12 protein-coding genes are annotated in these 14,710 nt (G+C 38.7%); all 12 read right to left on the bottom strand.

The genetic code is table 11. The features are described 5' to 3' along the window. Nucleotides 1-66: 66 nt before the first annotated feature. On the bottom strand, nt 67-1,389 hold the full coding sequence (locus M1R56_RS06015) for an ISL3 family transposase (RefSeq protein WP_248035026.1): 1,323 nt from the start codon (nt 1,387-1,389) through the stop codon (nt 67-69). Nucleotides 1,390-1,527: 138 nt separating this feature from the next. Further along, complete coding sequence (pepC, locus tag M1R56_RS06010) at nt 1,528-2,862, bottom strand: aminopeptidase C (protein WP_248035024.1); 1,335 nt, start codon at nt 2,860-2,862, stop codon at nt 1,528-1,530. A gap of 110 nt (nt 2,863-2,972) precedes the next feature. Next, nucleotides 2,973-3,695: a pseudouridine synthase gene (locus tag M1R56_RS06005; protein ID WP_248035022.1), complete on the bottom strand. Its 723-nt coding sequence runs from the start codon at nt 3,693-3,695 to the stop codon at nt 2,973-2,975. 348 nt (nt 3,696-4,043) lie between these two features. Further along, the gene (locus tag M1R56_RS06000) at nt 4,044-4,268 is read right to left on the bottom strand and encodes an accessory secretory protein Asp5 (protein ID WP_075230877.1); all 225 of its coding nucleotides are present in this window, start codon (nt 4,266-4,268) and stop codon (nt 4,044-4,046) included. A 4-nt stretch (nt 4,269-4,272) separates the two neighbouring features. Then, on the bottom strand, nt 4,273-4,452 hold the full coding sequence (asp4, locus tag M1R56_RS05995; protein ID WP_075230876.1) for an accessory secretory system protein Asp4: 180 nt from the start codon (nt 4,450-4,452) through the stop codon (nt 4,273-4,275). Continuing rightward, a complete protein-coding gene (gtfB, locus tag M1R56_RS05990; protein ID WP_075230875.1) occupies nt 4,445-5,791 on the bottom strand; it encodes an accessory Sec system glycosylation chaperone GtfB in 1,347 nt (448 codons plus the stop codon). Before gtfB ends, asp4 begins: the two co-directional genes overlap by 8 nt. Continuing rightward, nucleotides 5,775-7,295 carry an accessory Sec system glycosyltransferase GtfA gene (gtfA, locus tag M1R56_RS05985; protein ID WP_248035020.1) on the bottom strand — a complete coding sequence of 507 codons (1,521 nt, stop codon included), beginning with the start codon at nt 7,293-7,295 and terminating at the stop codon, nt 5,775-5,777. The genes gtfB and gtfA overlap by 17 nt, the downstream gene beginning before the upstream one ends. Before the next feature lie 12 nt (nt 7,296-7,307). Then, on the bottom strand, nt 7,308-9,686 hold the full coding sequence (gene secA2, locus M1R56_RS05980) for an accessory Sec system translocase SecA2 (RefSeq protein WP_153225667.1): 2,379 nt from the start codon (nt 9,684-9,686) through the stop codon (nt 7,308-7,310). Then, the gene (asp3, locus tag M1R56_RS05975) at nt 9,670-10,155 is read right to left on the bottom strand and encodes an accessory Sec system protein Asp3 (protein WP_248035018.1); all 486 of its coding nucleotides are present in this window, start codon (nt 10,153-10,155) and stop codon (nt 9,670-9,672) included. Before asp3 ends, secA2 begins: the two co-directional genes overlap by 17 nt. Beyond that, entirely contained in the window at nt 10,155-11,687 is a 1,533-nt protein-coding gene (asp2, locus tag M1R56_RS05970) for an accessory Sec system protein Asp2 (RefSeq protein WP_248035017.1), read from the bottom strand. The genes asp3 and asp2 overlap by 1 nt, the downstream gene beginning before the upstream one ends. Then, entirely contained in the window at nt 11,677-13,251 is a 1,575-nt protein-coding gene (gene asp1, locus M1R56_RS05965) for an accessory Sec system protein Asp1 (protein ID WP_248035015.1), read from the bottom strand. The genes asp2 and asp1 overlap by 11 nt, the downstream gene beginning before the upstream one ends. A 15-nt stretch (nt 13,252-13,266) precedes the next feature. Continuing rightward, nucleotides 13,267-14,496, bottom strand: a complete 1,230-nt coding sequence (secY2, locus tag M1R56_RS05960; RefSeq protein ID WP_248035013.1) for an accessory Sec system protein translocase subunit SecY2 — start codon at nt 14,494-14,496, stop codon at nt 13,267-13,269. Nucleotides 14,497-14,710: the final 214 nt, after the last annotated feature.

The raw sequence follows: 14,710 nt of genomic DNA, 5'->3' as shown, positions 1-14,710 counted from the left end.
TACCTCTATTATACGACTTTACACAAAGAAAAGCCCTTAGAAACTTCACTTCCAAGGACTTTGTCTTCAATCTGAAGCAACTAATTGTTGCTTAATTCCTTTTTGTTTTGGGCCAAACATTTTTGTTATTAAAATAATCCTATTTCTAAAATGGTAATAGTTTCTAAAGCCGTAGGCATTTCTTTTAAGCACTTTTATTTTATTGTTTATTCCTTCAATAGGGCCATTTGTTCTAGTTGGATACTCACAAGTATTTTGAATATATGGCAAGTAAGTCATAAGAGTCTTTAATACTCTTTTTAAACCAGGAGATAGGTCTAATTGCGTAGCTGCTTCAATCGTTTCCTTGAATTCTATATAATCTCTATCCTGTATACATTCACGAAGTGAATGTACAACCTCATAATCATTTTTAAGAGATGGATTTTTTTCTAAGATATAATCTACGATTCCTTTACTTGTTATGAAGCTTTCAAAAAGCTTATAACGATTATATTTATAGTTCTGAAGTTCATTAGAGTTCTTTAAAATTAACTTCCAATAATGTTTTAACTTTCGATATAATTTAGAGTCTTTATAGCGATGCTTATTCATGACACGTACCCGAGTTCGATTTAATTCTCTATTTAAGGCTTGTACGATATGAAAAGGATCAATGATAATTTTAGCGTTAGGAAACATTTCTTTTATTAATTGAATGTACGGTAAGTACATGTCGATGGAGATAGTTTTTACCTTTAATCTAGTCTTAGGCTCAAAACGATGAAAATACTTTTTCAAGCTGTAAGATTTTCTATCTCGTACAACATCGACCAGCTTGTGTGTAGTGCTATCACAAATAATGAAGCTCATATTACTATCGGAAGATTTGACGGATTTAAATTCATCAAAACACAAATGCTCAGGTAAATCGTGTAATGGTTTAATCTTTAGTAAACGTGTTGTATCATCTATGATACGTCTTACCGTATGAACTGAAACATTTGTTTCTTTTGCGATATAGGTTTCAGATACTGTTTCACTTATTTTTGATTTAATTTCGTTTTTTAAGCGTTTAGAGATATGACAGTGTTTTTCTACGATTCGACTAGTGTCTGAGGTAAATGAAGAGCCGCATTCTCTACAGAGAAATCTCTGCTTGCGTAGATTTAAGTAGGCCGCTAGGCCTGAAACAGAACAGAGAGTGATACGAGATGTTTTCGTGCCGTTTTTAACGATATTATTATTTCGGCTAACACACCCACAAACGGTACAAAATTCTGGTTTATGCGTATAAGTAGCTGCATAAAATAAAGATTTTCTCTTTTTAAATATCTTCTCTTGAACTTTATTATCCCAAATAATGTTTTTATCTTTGATTTGTAGTGTAGCTTCTAGTATATTGTTCATATGGTCATCATCCTTTTGTTTTAGGTTTCAGCGCTTTTAATATAATGGATGTTGGCCTTTTTGTATACACTAAAATAGGGTTGGTGGAAAATTTCCATCAACCCTAAAAATTATAGAACCGTTCTTTTTATATCTCATTTATTCAGCCAAGGCACCCATTGGATCCCATGGTGCAAGGACGATTGGTTCTGCTTCATAGGCAGCTTGTTCTTCTGCTGTTAGTAATTCTTTACGAACAACGATTTGGTAAGTGTATTCGTCCATCCAGGCATCTGAGGCAACAAAGTAACCATCTGTCCCAACCTTGTCTCCCCAAGAGTTTTCAACTTTCCACTTGATTGATTTACCATTTTCATCCAAATCAACACCTGTCAAGACCATGGCGTGAGTCATCAAGCTTTCGCTGTAGTCCAAACGTCCTGCCTTGTCTTGAGTGAGTTGAATGTCCATGCTTGATTCAAAGTCATAGACATCTGTCGCAAGGATTCCGGCTTTACGGTTGCTGAGCTGGCCAACATCTGAACCAAACCAAACAGTTTCTCCTGTCTGCATTTGGGCAATGGCCAATTCTTTCAAGCGTTCCATCGGTACGTTGATGTAGCGAACTGCACGGCTACCAACGACATTTCCCAACATCTCAACTGTGTATGATTTACCGTAAGGTTTATCAGCAGTTGGAGCATTGATCACAGAAACGTAGTCTTCTAGCGGAAGGTCAACATATTTCTTGTAAAACTCTTGTGGCGTAATGCCTTTTTCACTTTGGTAGTTGTTGTCCTTATCACGATAAGCAAAGTCAAATTTACGTGGTGGAAGACCTAGTGACATAGCAAGGAAGTTAAAGATTTCTTGCAAGAGGTCTTCTTTCTTAGCTTGAACAGCTGCTTGATCTGCACCAGAAGCAAGCAAATCACGCAAGATTTGAGCATCTTGACGAAGCAATTTGTTAAGGATTGCATTGAGCTCACGGCTACTGCTAGATGAAACAGACTCTGGATAAACAGACTTAGGAACGACACCGTATTTCTCAAAGAGAGCCACAACCATATCCCATTGTCCACCATCTTGTTGAGGAGTTTGGAGCAGGAAACTTACCTTACGACTTGTCAATTCTTGGTCAGCAGTCGCAATGACTTGCTCCAAGAACCAGTTAGATTTTTCATACTTGTCCCAGAAGAAGGTGTGAGCTTGTGACAATTCAAAGTTTTCAAGTTTGTATTGAGAGATGAGTTTGTGGCGGAAGGTATTAAGGGCCGCAAACATCCAACAACGACCAGAAGCCTTCTGGTTAGTGACCTTGTCCTTTGTTAAATCAAGTGAGAAAACAGGGGTGTTGTCGACATGGCTTTGACGACGCTCAAGAGCTGCAAAGATTCCATTGTGGCTAGCAGCATTTTCGATAGCTTGGTATTTGACATTTGCTTCATAGTTGGCAAATAATTTATCTGTAAATGATTCTTGAATCGCGTTCATAAAATCCTCCTTTTATTCTACAGTCTATTATAACTCTTTTCACAAAGGAAGCAACCAAAAACTGAAAAAGGCAAGGATATTTTCCTCACCTTTTTCAAAGATTCCACAGTTTACCTAACACTTTCGAGCAAGCTTTCTAATTCCTCTGTGGTCAAGCGACGCCATTCCCCACGCTTCAGATTTTCATCCAAGGTCAAAGTTCCCATGGTCAGACGTTGCAAGTCCACCACTTCCTTGCCACAGTAAGCAACCATGCGTTTAATCTGGTGGAATTTCCCCTCTGCAATAGTCACGCGAACCAGACTTTGGTTTTTTTCTCTATCGAGAGACACAAGCTCAAGCTTAGCAGGTTGGCAGGTAAAGTCTTTGAGCGGAATCCCCTTGGCAAAAGTCTCAATATCTTCATCCGTCATGATTCCATCGACTTGCGCAAGATAGGTTTTATCCACATGGCGTTTAGGTGAAAGGAGAGCATGAGCCAACTGGCCATCATTGGTCAAGAGTAAGAGTCCATGCGTATCGATATCCAAACGCCCCACCGGGAAAACTTCCTTGGCACGTGCATAGTCATCCAACAAATCCAAAACAGTCTTGTGTTTAGGATCTTCAGTTGCTGAAATAACATCCTGGGACTTGTTCATCATATAGTAAACAAACTCCTCGTAGTCTAGCTTTTCCCCGTCAAAACAAATCTCGTCTGTCTCTTCATTGATTTGCAGCTTGGCTGATTTTTCCTTTTTACCATTGACCGTCACACGCCCAGCCTTTAGAAAGTTTTTGACCTCTGTCCGACTTCCTACGGCGCAGGCAACTAAAAATTTATCTAATCTCATAGCACTATTATACCATGAATAAGCTTAATCTTATACTCTTCGAAAATCAAATTCAAACCACGTCATCGTCCCCTTGCCGTACTCAAGTACAGCCTGCGGCTAGCTTCCTAGTTTGCTCTTTGATTTTCATTGAGTATTAGTACAAAAACAAGCCGCCTGATTGGGCGACTTTATTTTATAGGGAGATTATTATGAAAAATTTTTAGGAGTTAAAGTTAAGGTCTTCTTAACTTATGCTTATAGTATAAGCTAGATTCCTAAAAGTTTTCTTAAAATTTTCTCCTCAAACTTAAATTTCTGTAAATCTTCACTGTTAAAGTCAAGCATTGTCTCTTTAAAAAATATAGATCATGAAAATGTTAAGGCCATAAAGAGGAGTAGCATCACAAATAAGGCTAAGCTAACGAGCAAAGTTAGAACTTTAACAAGCGTATTGCTTTGCCAATAGCTGGGCTTTCCGATATTACTAGTTGCATCCATAGAAAAAATTTGAGTTTGTCTTGGTTGAATGGTCACAAGGATGATTAAGGCAATAGCTAAAATAATGGTTAAAATTATCAATAATTCAGTCATTTAACTACCTCAAAAGTCCTATTAAAGTAAACAGCAAACCTATCAAAATAATCAATCCCAACAAGAAAGAGAATGTTTTACTGATTTTTTCACCACGTGTAGATTTTTCTTTTTTGATGGGTTCTTGTTTCATCTCTTCCATACGACCTTCAACATCCTGATAAAATAGATCTTTTTTAGTCATGGCTTTCTCCTAAAATGGTTTCCATCCGCTCCTGATACATGATTGGATCCACATAATTGGCATGGTAACCTTGGTCTCCCAGAGCTCGTCCCATTTCTTTGACATGAGAAAGAGCTAACTCAATGGTGTGAATCATGTCGTCAACTGCTTCCTTAGCGAAAATATGATTTGGGGCAATATAGCGACGATTATGGGCTGTTTCCTCAAAAGCTAGGACCAGTTGGTTGTGTTCAAAAGCCTGACGAACAGCTTGAAGTAGTTCGTTACCATAGTTGATGTCCAAGTAGATATCTGATAACTGGTAAAGCTCCTGAATCTTTTGGGGACTGGCATTTTGATAGAGTACGACATTGGGATAGCGGAGCATATCCAGTAACTTGGATGACATCTCTGTCACTGCTGCTATTCGGAAAGTAACCCTTGGTAAACTTTCCACCAGTTTTTCGACTTGCTCTAGTTGGTCCGAATTGGTTACAATCAAGGCATCAGGACGAACAAAATTATCACGCTTAAAGTTATAATGATAGCCTAGGTGATTAAACTTATGATGGAATTTTTCATCCGTCAATTGCAAAGCACGTTCATAAGTCGCATAATCTGGAATGATAACGGTCTTAGCTCGAAGCTGGTCATTCTCTAAGATCAGTTGCATATTTCCTGGTATATCATTATGTAATGGTTCTTGCCAAACTAGAATATCCTGACCCGATTTGTCTGGGAAATGGAAGGAAGTCAAAAACGATGTAGATAGAGTATTAAAGAGAATGTGGTCAAGATTCACTTTCAAACCTTGTAAGAAGTCTATGATAAAGGCCACTCGACCAGAAAAATGGCGCAATCCTTGACCTTCCAAGGTCAGCAGAATATCACCTGTGACATGGTTTTCCAAAATAACTTCTTTTTGATCTACATTCCGATAAGAAGTCATGATAGCTTGGCCAGAAGCATCAAAGGTCGTCTTAGCAAAGCAAGCTCCAAAACGATTATAGTGATCCACTTGGAAGATGCGACCTGCTGGTGTTTTCCATTCGACTTTTTTCACCAAACGAGCCTGTAAGCCATCTGCAAAATGAATCACTGCTCGTTCTTGATTAAGGTCATTGATGGTTCCAAATTGATTATTCCCAGCAATCTCCCAAAAGTCTGGTACAGGAACTTGGTTAAAGTACAAGGGTTTACCGCTGTCATAACCCAAATAATAGGTGAAAGGTGAGACAACTCCAGCTGGCAAAAATCCATCGGGTTCAATAACCACAGCCAAATCAGACAGGCCTGCTTCAGTCAGACTATAGTGCAAATCTTGGCTTTCTTGATTGTATACATCAAATAACTGAATCATCCACTACCTCCTTGATTGTATTTTCCCATTTGTTCAAAATCTCTTGAGTCAAGAATTTCTCAGCAATCTGGTAAGATTTTTCTCTCATGCCTTCCAAATGGTTCTCCAAATACAGTTGGCAGATTTTTTCTGCATAAGCTTTCTTGATTTCATCTTCGACATGGTCAGATGAGCTTGGAATCAAGTAACCATTTTCACCATCTTCGATGAAGGTTTGATTTCCATAAGGAACATCAAAACCAATCAATGGCAGGCCTGATCCAATTGCTTCCATGAGTGTCAACCCAAAGCCTTCACTGGTAGAAGCGGTTAGATAAACTTCATACTGTGAATAGATTTGGGAAAGTTCTGCATGGCCCTTGAGTTTAATATACTCTTCTGCCTGACCTGCAGCGATAATCTCATGTAGACGTCCTTCCTCGCCACCACTACCGTAGATATCAAAGGTTAATTCTGGCAATTCCTTATGAGCTTCAATCACAGCCTTGACAAGCCAATCAATATGTTTTTCCTTGGCTAGACGCGAAGCTGTAATGAGAGAAAATGGTTTACGACTCTTTTGTGGTTTTGTTAATTGGTCAACACTTCCAACTGGAATGGTCACAATCTTAGGAGCGTGCGAGGTATAGTGAGCAAACTGTTGCTCTAGAACTTCCTTTTGACGATCCGTTGAAACGATAAAGAGATCGACCTTATCTGCATTGGTAAACTGGTAGTCATAATAGTTGTTCCAAAGGATATAATCATCATTGGTCGCATTTTCACTATAGTGCTCAGCGTGAACGACAACAGCAAGGTGAGCTGCACGCGCTTCTTCAAAGACCACCTGACCAATCCCTGTTTCACGGTCTAAAATCACTAAATCTGATTTACTTAACCCAAGTGTCTGCATGAAATAACGGATCAAGGCAGGCTTCCCGTATAAGATTCGATCCTTAAAACGGTAGACTTCCTCGGTCCCTTGATTCATGAACATCTCATAAGCTGGAGTCCCATCTTCATTGTAGAAGGTTCTTTGGTAGAGTGTCGCTACATTATCTTTAGGAGCAAAATACTCTGTGCAGTAGCGTGTGTAAGAGAAGTAATCCTTGCGGATTAACTTACCAGCATACACATACTCCACATGTTGGACAAAATCTTTTTCCTCATCTACTAAATAACAAGTGATAAACTTGTCCTCATCTGAGAAGAAGATTCGTTCAATTTTCCCATTTCGTTCACGACGGCTTTCTACACCTTCAAAGTAAGCCAAAACATCATCTACCGTCACACTGGTCGGTGCAATCTTGATGTCTGTGAAGTGAGTGTAAAGCCAGATGACCTGATCATCATCAAAACCGATATTTGCGGTTAAGTGCTGGATATTATCACCCAAAATCATGTCTGTAAAGATAAACTTTGACGGCAGATTTAGGCTGCGAAAAATACCTGCACGGTAAGCTTGGGCATATTCAACACCACTGCTGGCCCAGCCGATTCCTAAATTTATATTGTAAATTGTCATATTGTCCCCTTTTTATGGAAAATAAGCCATAATTTCCCCATCAGGTGAAATGTCTACTCGACTCAATAGAAGATTTCGAACCATATCCTTCTTGACCTGCCTTTTCATCTCTTCAAATCCATGATAGGCTTCTTGATAATACTCGACAATAGGATTCTTTTGAGCAGCTGATTGCCCACCGATTGCTAGACTCAATTGTTGCAGGTAGTCTACCTGCTCTACCCAGTTATCATCTATTGCTTTTAGCAATGCTAAACGCTGAAAATCTGAAAAGAAGTCATGAGTTTCCAGAATCGTTCGTTTCTCTTGTAGACTCTTTTGAACGGTTGTCTCCAGAACTAGCTTGATTGCATCCTTATCCGTCAGATCTAACTCTTGCGGAACTGCATGGTAAAGAAAACTAATATTTTTAACGATAAAATGATACAGTTCTTCTCTACTTTCAAAGGGTTCTTCTGCCAAGCTTTTTCTTACGAACTCATCCAGAACATCTACAACAAAACCATCAAGATCCTCGGTTCCATCAATCAAGCGATTTCTTTGACTATAGACCATCTCTCTTTGGATATTCATACTCTCAGCATACTCTAAGGTTTGCCTTCTTGATGATCTAGCAGCGCTATCGCTTGCCTTCTGCGCTTTTTCTACTAATTTCCGATAGCGTCTTCCTTCTAAAAGTTCTGGGCTTATCTGTTTATTTACTGTATAGTCCTTATACATCTTATGGACCCAAGAAGGTCCATACTTCTTGATCACATCATCTTCCAGTGAGACAAAAAATTTCGACAAGCCAGGATCTCCCTGTCGACCAGAACGTCCTCTAATCTGTAAGTCAATACGTTTACTATCCATCCGTTCTGTACCAATGACAACTAGACCACCCAGTTCAGCAACTCCTGGACCAAGCTTAATATCAGTCCCACGGCCAGCCATAGAAGTCGCAACTGTCACGGCTCCCATACGACCTGACTCTGCAATCATCTGAGCTTCACGCGCTGCATTATGGGCATTTAAAACGTTATGAGCAATTCCTTCACGTAATAATAGAGAGGAGTAGAGTTCCGACATTTCTACCGATCCAACAAAAATCAATAAAGGATTACCCTTTTCATGATAATATTTAATCTCAGCAAGCGATGCATACACTTTCTCAGGTAGGGTAACATAGAGATTGTCTGGATAATCAATTCGCTGATTCGGACGATTTGTAGGGATTCGAATGACTGACATGCCATAAGTTTCTAAAAACTCTTTCTCTGCAACCTTTCCTGTCCCAGTCATCCCAGAGATTTTTTTAAACTTCTTAAATAAGCTTTGGTAGGTAATGGAAGCCATCGCCCGTGTTTCTTCAGACAAGGGAACATGCTCTTTTGCCTCAATGGCTTGGTGTAAACCACCCTGTAATTTGGTCATTTCTAATAAACGACCTGTACTTTGATCTACCAATACGAGTTCTTCCTCTTTCTCACCCTTACGGATGATATAGTCTTTATCCCTTTTAAATAAGGTATGAGCTCGTAAAGCAAAGGTCAGGTGTCTTGCTAGTACGCCATGTTCTTCAGAATAGAGGTTATCAATACCTAAAAAGCTCTCCGCAGTTTGAGCGCCCTTAGTAGTGAGCCAGACTTCTTTTTTCTCTTCTTTAAAGATATAGTCTTGACCCTCAACTAGAGTTGTCATCAAGGTGTCAATAATTCCATAAAAATTGGATTGAACCCTAGGAGAACCTGAAATGACCAAGGGAGTTTGAGCACTATCCAGCAAGACTGAATCTACCTCATCTACGATAACAAAGTTAAATTCTGGCATGTACTTTTTATCTTCACTAGAGGCTAGATTATCAATCAAGTAGTCAAAACCAAGACCACTGTTTGTCGTATAAACAATATCCGCACTATAAATTTCCCGCTTATCTTCAGGCGTTAACTCTTCATCCTCGTCTTCAGAAAAGGGAATGCGAATGGTCAAACCTAAGAACTCATAGACTTGTCCCATCTCCTCTGCATCACGCTTGGCAAGATAGTCGTTAGTCGTCACCAGCATAACACCTTTTCCCGATAAGGCATTGAGATAGACTGGCATCGTAGCGGTCAAGGTTTTACCTTCACCTGTATTCATCTCCGCAACATTCCCTTGGTGGATGACAATCCCACCCATGACCTGTACATCATAGGGAAACATTCCTAGGATCCGCTTATCGGCTTCACGTACAACTGCAAAAGCTTCCACTAAAAGATCGTCTAAGCTTTCTCCAGCAGCAATTCTATCTTTAAATTCTTGAGTTTTACCTGCTAATTCATCATCTGTTAGCGAGGCCATCTCTTCTTTTTTTAGATTGATTTGATGCAAGATTTTTTTCACCTTGCTCAATTGTCTATTCTTGTTCCACATCTTGCTCAGAATCGTCCTCTTCTATTGAAAATGAATGAAAGTCAACTGCTTGAAATCCTGCACTCAACAGCTGTACTCTGTAATGATAGGCTTCTTCTGGATAGGTAAAGGTGAAATCCAAGTCTTTTTCAATCACTTGACCAACCTGCTTATCATAACGATCCATAAAGATGAGCCTAAAGTATAAACCATTTTGAGGTTGCACAGTCATACGACTAGACAAACGGTAACGATATCCCCTTTTTAAAAGAGGTAAGGTTGGGGTTAAGCGATTTCCTTGAAAGTTAAAACTTGAGGTCCACTCATGAATCATAGTACCAGAATTCACCATATCATTTTCCAGATAAACATGGTCTCTTGAATAATAGAGGACAATAGAACCAAACAAAAATGTATTTTGCCTCGTATCACCTAAACTAGCTCCCTTAAATTCTCCCCAATATATTTCTTTATTCCGTTTGATCATCATTAAAACTTTCTCCCAAAATCCTGCTCTAAAATCATCTTATAAAAATTCTTGAACCAAGCAGCACTAGTAGTACTATCGTCATTGTGGCGGCCTGAGGTCCCCTTGACCATAATACGAGCCCCCGTATGATAAAGGGCTGCTACTAAATCATCATAGGCATGCGGATCGTAGTCTTCCTCTTTCATATAAGAGAGCCCAAAGATTGTTTGACTAAAATCTGCTTCTTTAAAAGGAGTCCAAAAACGGTCATCTAAGGCTCTCATAGCATCTAAGCTAGCCTCTCCCTTAGAATGATGACGTAAGATATCAAAAGCAGTTGGGAAAATCCCAGGTGCCTCAAGTCGGCCTCTCTCTGCTATCAAGCCCAGATTGGTCAAGGGTTTTGAAACAATCACAGCTTTAGGTTCAAAGAAAGAGCTGTAATACATAGCACCATAGGTCCCCATAGACATGCCCGAAAGGATTAGTTCCTTATTTGAGAATCCTAACAAATCCAAATGTTCTTGAATGACATTTCGAACACCATTTTCAAGACAGTCATCACCCAGATAGAAAGCCCCTCCATCGATTCGAGGATCTTGAAAGAGAAGGAAAGGTGCTCCAAAGGATCTCATCATTCCAAACCCCTCAAATCCTTCTGCTCGTCGATAACCAGAAAAGTAGATATTCAAAGGAGGCTTAAAGTCTCCTGGATAGAAAAAGTAATTGATCTCCTCACGCTTGTCATTATGGATGATACCTCCACCAAGAACATATTTACCAAACTGGTAGCGCGTTAAACGCTGGTGAAGAGCTCCTATTTTCAGACATCCTGCTCCTCTAGCTTCTAAAGAGACACTGATAAATGAAGAAAAATCATCATCCAGTACCAAGGCAGACTGCATATCTTCAACAGTGAAAACTCGCTCTTTGACAAAATTAGCAGTAGATCCATCTTGAATATTTCGAACGATCAGGCGAATATCACAAGTCCAATCTTTCTCATATTCGAGCCAGAGTTCAACTGGGTTAAATTCGCTAGCTCGGATATTATACTTCCAACTAATTAAAGGGCGAAAGTCTTGACCATACTTTCCTAGGAGTTCTAGATTTTCATAACCGTTATATCGAACCTTTCCCTTAAAAGCAGGATTGACAATCATATCAATTGGAACTAACTTATCCCCATACTGCCCTCTAAACAGGGCTTTAGATAGGAGTCTCAAAAGTTCTACTGGGTTTGAAAAATCTGTTGCTTGAGCACAAGTTTTTTTCAAGAAGTCTTGAAGATCTTTTGATTGAGGCTCAGCTGTATCAGGGTAGAAAATCGTATAAGGAGTAATCTTTCTCATCAACGGAATCAAATCCGATAAGTGCTCAGGATTTTCAACCAAAACAGCTGAAAAAGTTCTTAAGCCTTCCATTTTCATGACCTTCTTTATGGCAGTCATTGATCTCGGCCAAAAGAAGTGCCACTCCATATTTTCAGGAAGCTCATAGTCATGGCTCCAGTTTCTGCTACCTATCTGCAAAATCTGTAATTTATTGCTCACTTTTTGCCTCCTCTAACCATTTTTCCCACTTATCTACAAATTGATCACCTGTATTTTGTCGAATCTTATCAATTGAGTAAATTAAGGCTTGATTCCAATGTTTCAGGGTATCTAAAAAGTAGTGTCCTGCCTTACTAAACTCTGATAAATCTGATAGAATATAACCATTTTGTAAGTGAGTCACATATTCTGACTCTTGTAAGTTGATTTGAGGAATTCCTGCACTAATCCCTGCAATCTGTGTGTAAATATTAGCGACTGGATTCAAATCAACAATTAAACGAGTATATTCTAACTCCCGAATTAAGCCCATCTCATCATTTAGATTGATAATCTTAAAGCGATAATCATCTCTGGTATTTTCCTCTAATGTATTTTCCGCATCAGATACCACAGTATCCTTTAACAGCTCCCTTGGGTTAAGACGTTCCATAATCAGCGAATCAAGTTGCTTCTGCAAAGCTTCTATTTGATAACCTTCTGCATTAAATACTGAAAAAACAACCTCAGTCAAGGGATTTTCCGAAACAAAATGCAAAACTTCATACAAGACTTCTGGATCTTGTTGCACCTGTATATCTAATTGGACATAAATTTTTGATTCCTTTAACCGTTGACTAAGACCTAACTTCAAGCGCGTATCAAAAGATGGTAAATGGTGCATTTTAGAAGCAAATTGGGGATAAGCCTCTTGTAATCGCTCAAGAAAATCTTTCCGATCACTAATCAACAATCTAGACTGTTCTACTAGCTGACGATGAGCTTGTAAATCATCTGCTTGATTTCTTTCAATAAAGAAACTTATAATTTTTGGAGCTTCTTCTGGCAACCTTTCTAGCAATTGATCTTGAAACTTGGTATTAGCTGCCAAAACAAATGAATCTCCAACCTCATAGTCTTGATTTAAAAATGTTGCTAAGAATTCCCAGATAACCTCATCTATACTGTCATAAACTAATTTTCCAAAACGATAACTTACTGCTGGATTGATCTTTACAATTGGCTTTTCGCCCTGCAAATTTTCCCTCAGTTGCCACTGTCCTTTTGCGTTGTAATAATAACGAGTAACTGGTTTTTGATCCTCATACTCTATAAGGCTAGATAAAAATCCACGATCATCAAAATAACAAATGAAATCAACTTGGTTATCCTTAAAGTAAGTGATATAGCTGATAAAACCTTCTGAACCATATTCAATATGAGCATAGAGTGCCCCCTTTTGCTTGACTACAATTAAGAAAGGGGTATAGATAAAGTCACAGTCTTCATCCCATGTCAAGTCTTTTAATTGTAAAGGGTGCATCTCCTCATTTTCAATGTTTTGAATAGCATCAAAAACGGAGAAAACATCCGACTCCAACAAATCTTGTCTGTGTAACAAATAACGTAGATGAGGATGATAAGTCAACCATAGCATCTTAGATTCTAATTCTTGGCGTTTAAAAATCCGAATTTGGTGTAAGATATCATCAAATTCTAAGCGATAAGGAGTCCTATACCAAGGCACAATATTTGCTTGCCATGATGGATTGTTGCGCTCCAAAAAAGGAATGAAATAATACATAGCTTCTCCTCACAATTATGAATCGATTTCTAAGAGTGGTCGATAATTCTCGTTTAATGTCAAGGCATCGATTTCTTCCTTGATATTAAACACCATTCCATTAAAAATCAAAAATAAACCTGAAAGCATACTCAGTTGCATATAGCGCGGATCATATAAGACAATCAACATTGGAAATCCTGCCATAAATACGATATAGATAGACCCAATGATTGCAAAACGAAATATCAATTTTCCGAGATAACGACTAGTATCTTCTCCAGGATAGATATTATAAATATATTCTCCAGATTTTTTCATTCTCTCAGCAATTTCTTCACTATTCATATTTACAAATGCAAACGCAATTCCTAATATAAATAAAACAACAATATAAGTGAAGACCCAAATTGGCTGACCAATTGCAAAGCGGCTAATCCACTCTCCAATCCACGATTCTTTCGGCAAAACCATTTGAAGAAGCAACAAGCTATATTGTGGGATGGATACCAAGGACATGGCATACATAAAGGGCATTCCTCCAGCTGGATTCAGCAAAATATCCAAATAAGAATAACGTTTAAAGCGATTGTGGATCATAATCTTATTTACCAGAATTCGATAACGAGCTCTCTGAACTCTAACTGCAATCGCTAAAAATACCATTGAGAGCAGCAAAAGAGCCACAATCAATAAGGGGCCAACTTGTAACTCCTTGATGCTTTTTAAGATGTTTTGTGGCATACTTGACACCATACTTGACATCAAGATAACTAGAGACCCTCCGACACCAAACAAAGAATTCAAATCCGATAACCAGACTAAGAAAAAGGTGCCCGCAATCAAGAGTAGAACATTCATGGTCAAGACTAGCCCATAATTCACCCCTGACTGAATAGGGAGATTTAGAGTAATGGCTAATGCTTGGATTAAAGCAATGACAAACGTTAATATCATTTTTCGTCGATCTTGAACTTCAAGTGGTAAACTACCCAGACCAAGTTTTTTAGACATGCTAAACATTTGCCATAAAATCATCGCCGACATCCATGGAGACAGTCCAACTGAAAATAGGGAAAGACTCCGAAGATTTCCACCTGTTATAGACGTAGAAAAGGCTAAGAAAGCTGCAGTTCCACCCAAAAAACTCGTGTCATTAACGTTTACAAAGGGAAGGGTCAATCTACTTCCTAGAACGTAAATGAATAAGAAAGAAATCGTCCACATAACCCGTTTCACGACAACTGATGTTAATTTTTTCTTCAAATTTTTCTCCTACCTTATTCGAGTGATGAGATATTCTGATGAACATAGCTAATACTCAATGAAAATCAAAAAGCAAACTAGGAAGCTAGCCGCAGGTTGCTCAAAGCACTGCTTTGAGGTTGCAGATAGAACTGACGACGTCAGTAACATATATACGGTAAGGCGACGCTGACGTGGTTTGAATTTGATTTTCGAAGAGTATAAATTTATAAAT

It is taken from the genome of Streptococcus sp. oral taxon 431, assembly GCF_023115445.1.
GTDB lineage: Bacteria > Bacillota > Bacilli > Lactobacillales > Streptococcaceae > Streptococcus.
Note: the sequence above shows the minus strand (reverse complement) of the source record. Positions and strands in the feature narration are given on the sequence as shown.

Bases quoted from the DNA above. Each gene is read 5' to 3' on its own strand.
- pepC (WP_248035024.1), bottom strand. From the start codon at position 2,862: ATGAACGCGATTCAAGAATCATTTACAGATAAATTATTTGCCAACTAT.
- M1R56_RS06005 (WP_248035022.1), bottom strand. From the start codon at position 3,695: ATGAGATTAGATAAATTTTTAGTTGCCTGCGCCGTAGGAAGTCGGACA.
- asp1 (WP_248035015.1), bottom strand. From the start codon at position 13,251: ATGTATTATTTCATTCCTTTTTTGGAGCGCAACAATCCATCATGGCAA.
- gtfB (WP_075230875.1), bottom strand. From the start codon at position 5,791: ATGATTCAGTTATTTGATGTATACAATCAAGAAAGCCAAGATTTGCAC.
- M1R56_RS06015 (WP_248035026.1), bottom strand. From the start codon at position 1,389: ATGAACAATATACTAGAAGCTACACTACAAATCAAAGATAAAAACATT.
- M1R56_RS06000 (WP_075230877.1), bottom strand. From the start codon at position 4,268: ATGACTGAATTATTGATAATTTTAACCATTATTTTAGCTATTGCCTTA.
- asp4 (WP_075230876.1), bottom strand. From the start codon at position 4,452: ATGACTAAAAAAGATCTATTTTATCAGGATGTTGAAGGTCGTATGGAA.
- gtfA (WP_248035020.1), bottom strand. From the start codon at position 7,295: ATGACAATTTACAATATAAATTTAGGAATCGGCTGGGCCAGCAGTGGT.
- asp3 (WP_248035018.1), bottom strand. From the start codon at position 10,155: ATGATGATCAAACGGAATAAAGAAATATATTGGGGAGAATTTAAGGGA.
- secA2 (WP_153225667.1), bottom strand. From the start codon at position 9,686: ATGTGGAACAAGAATAGACAATTGAGCAAGGTGAAAAAAATCTTGCAT.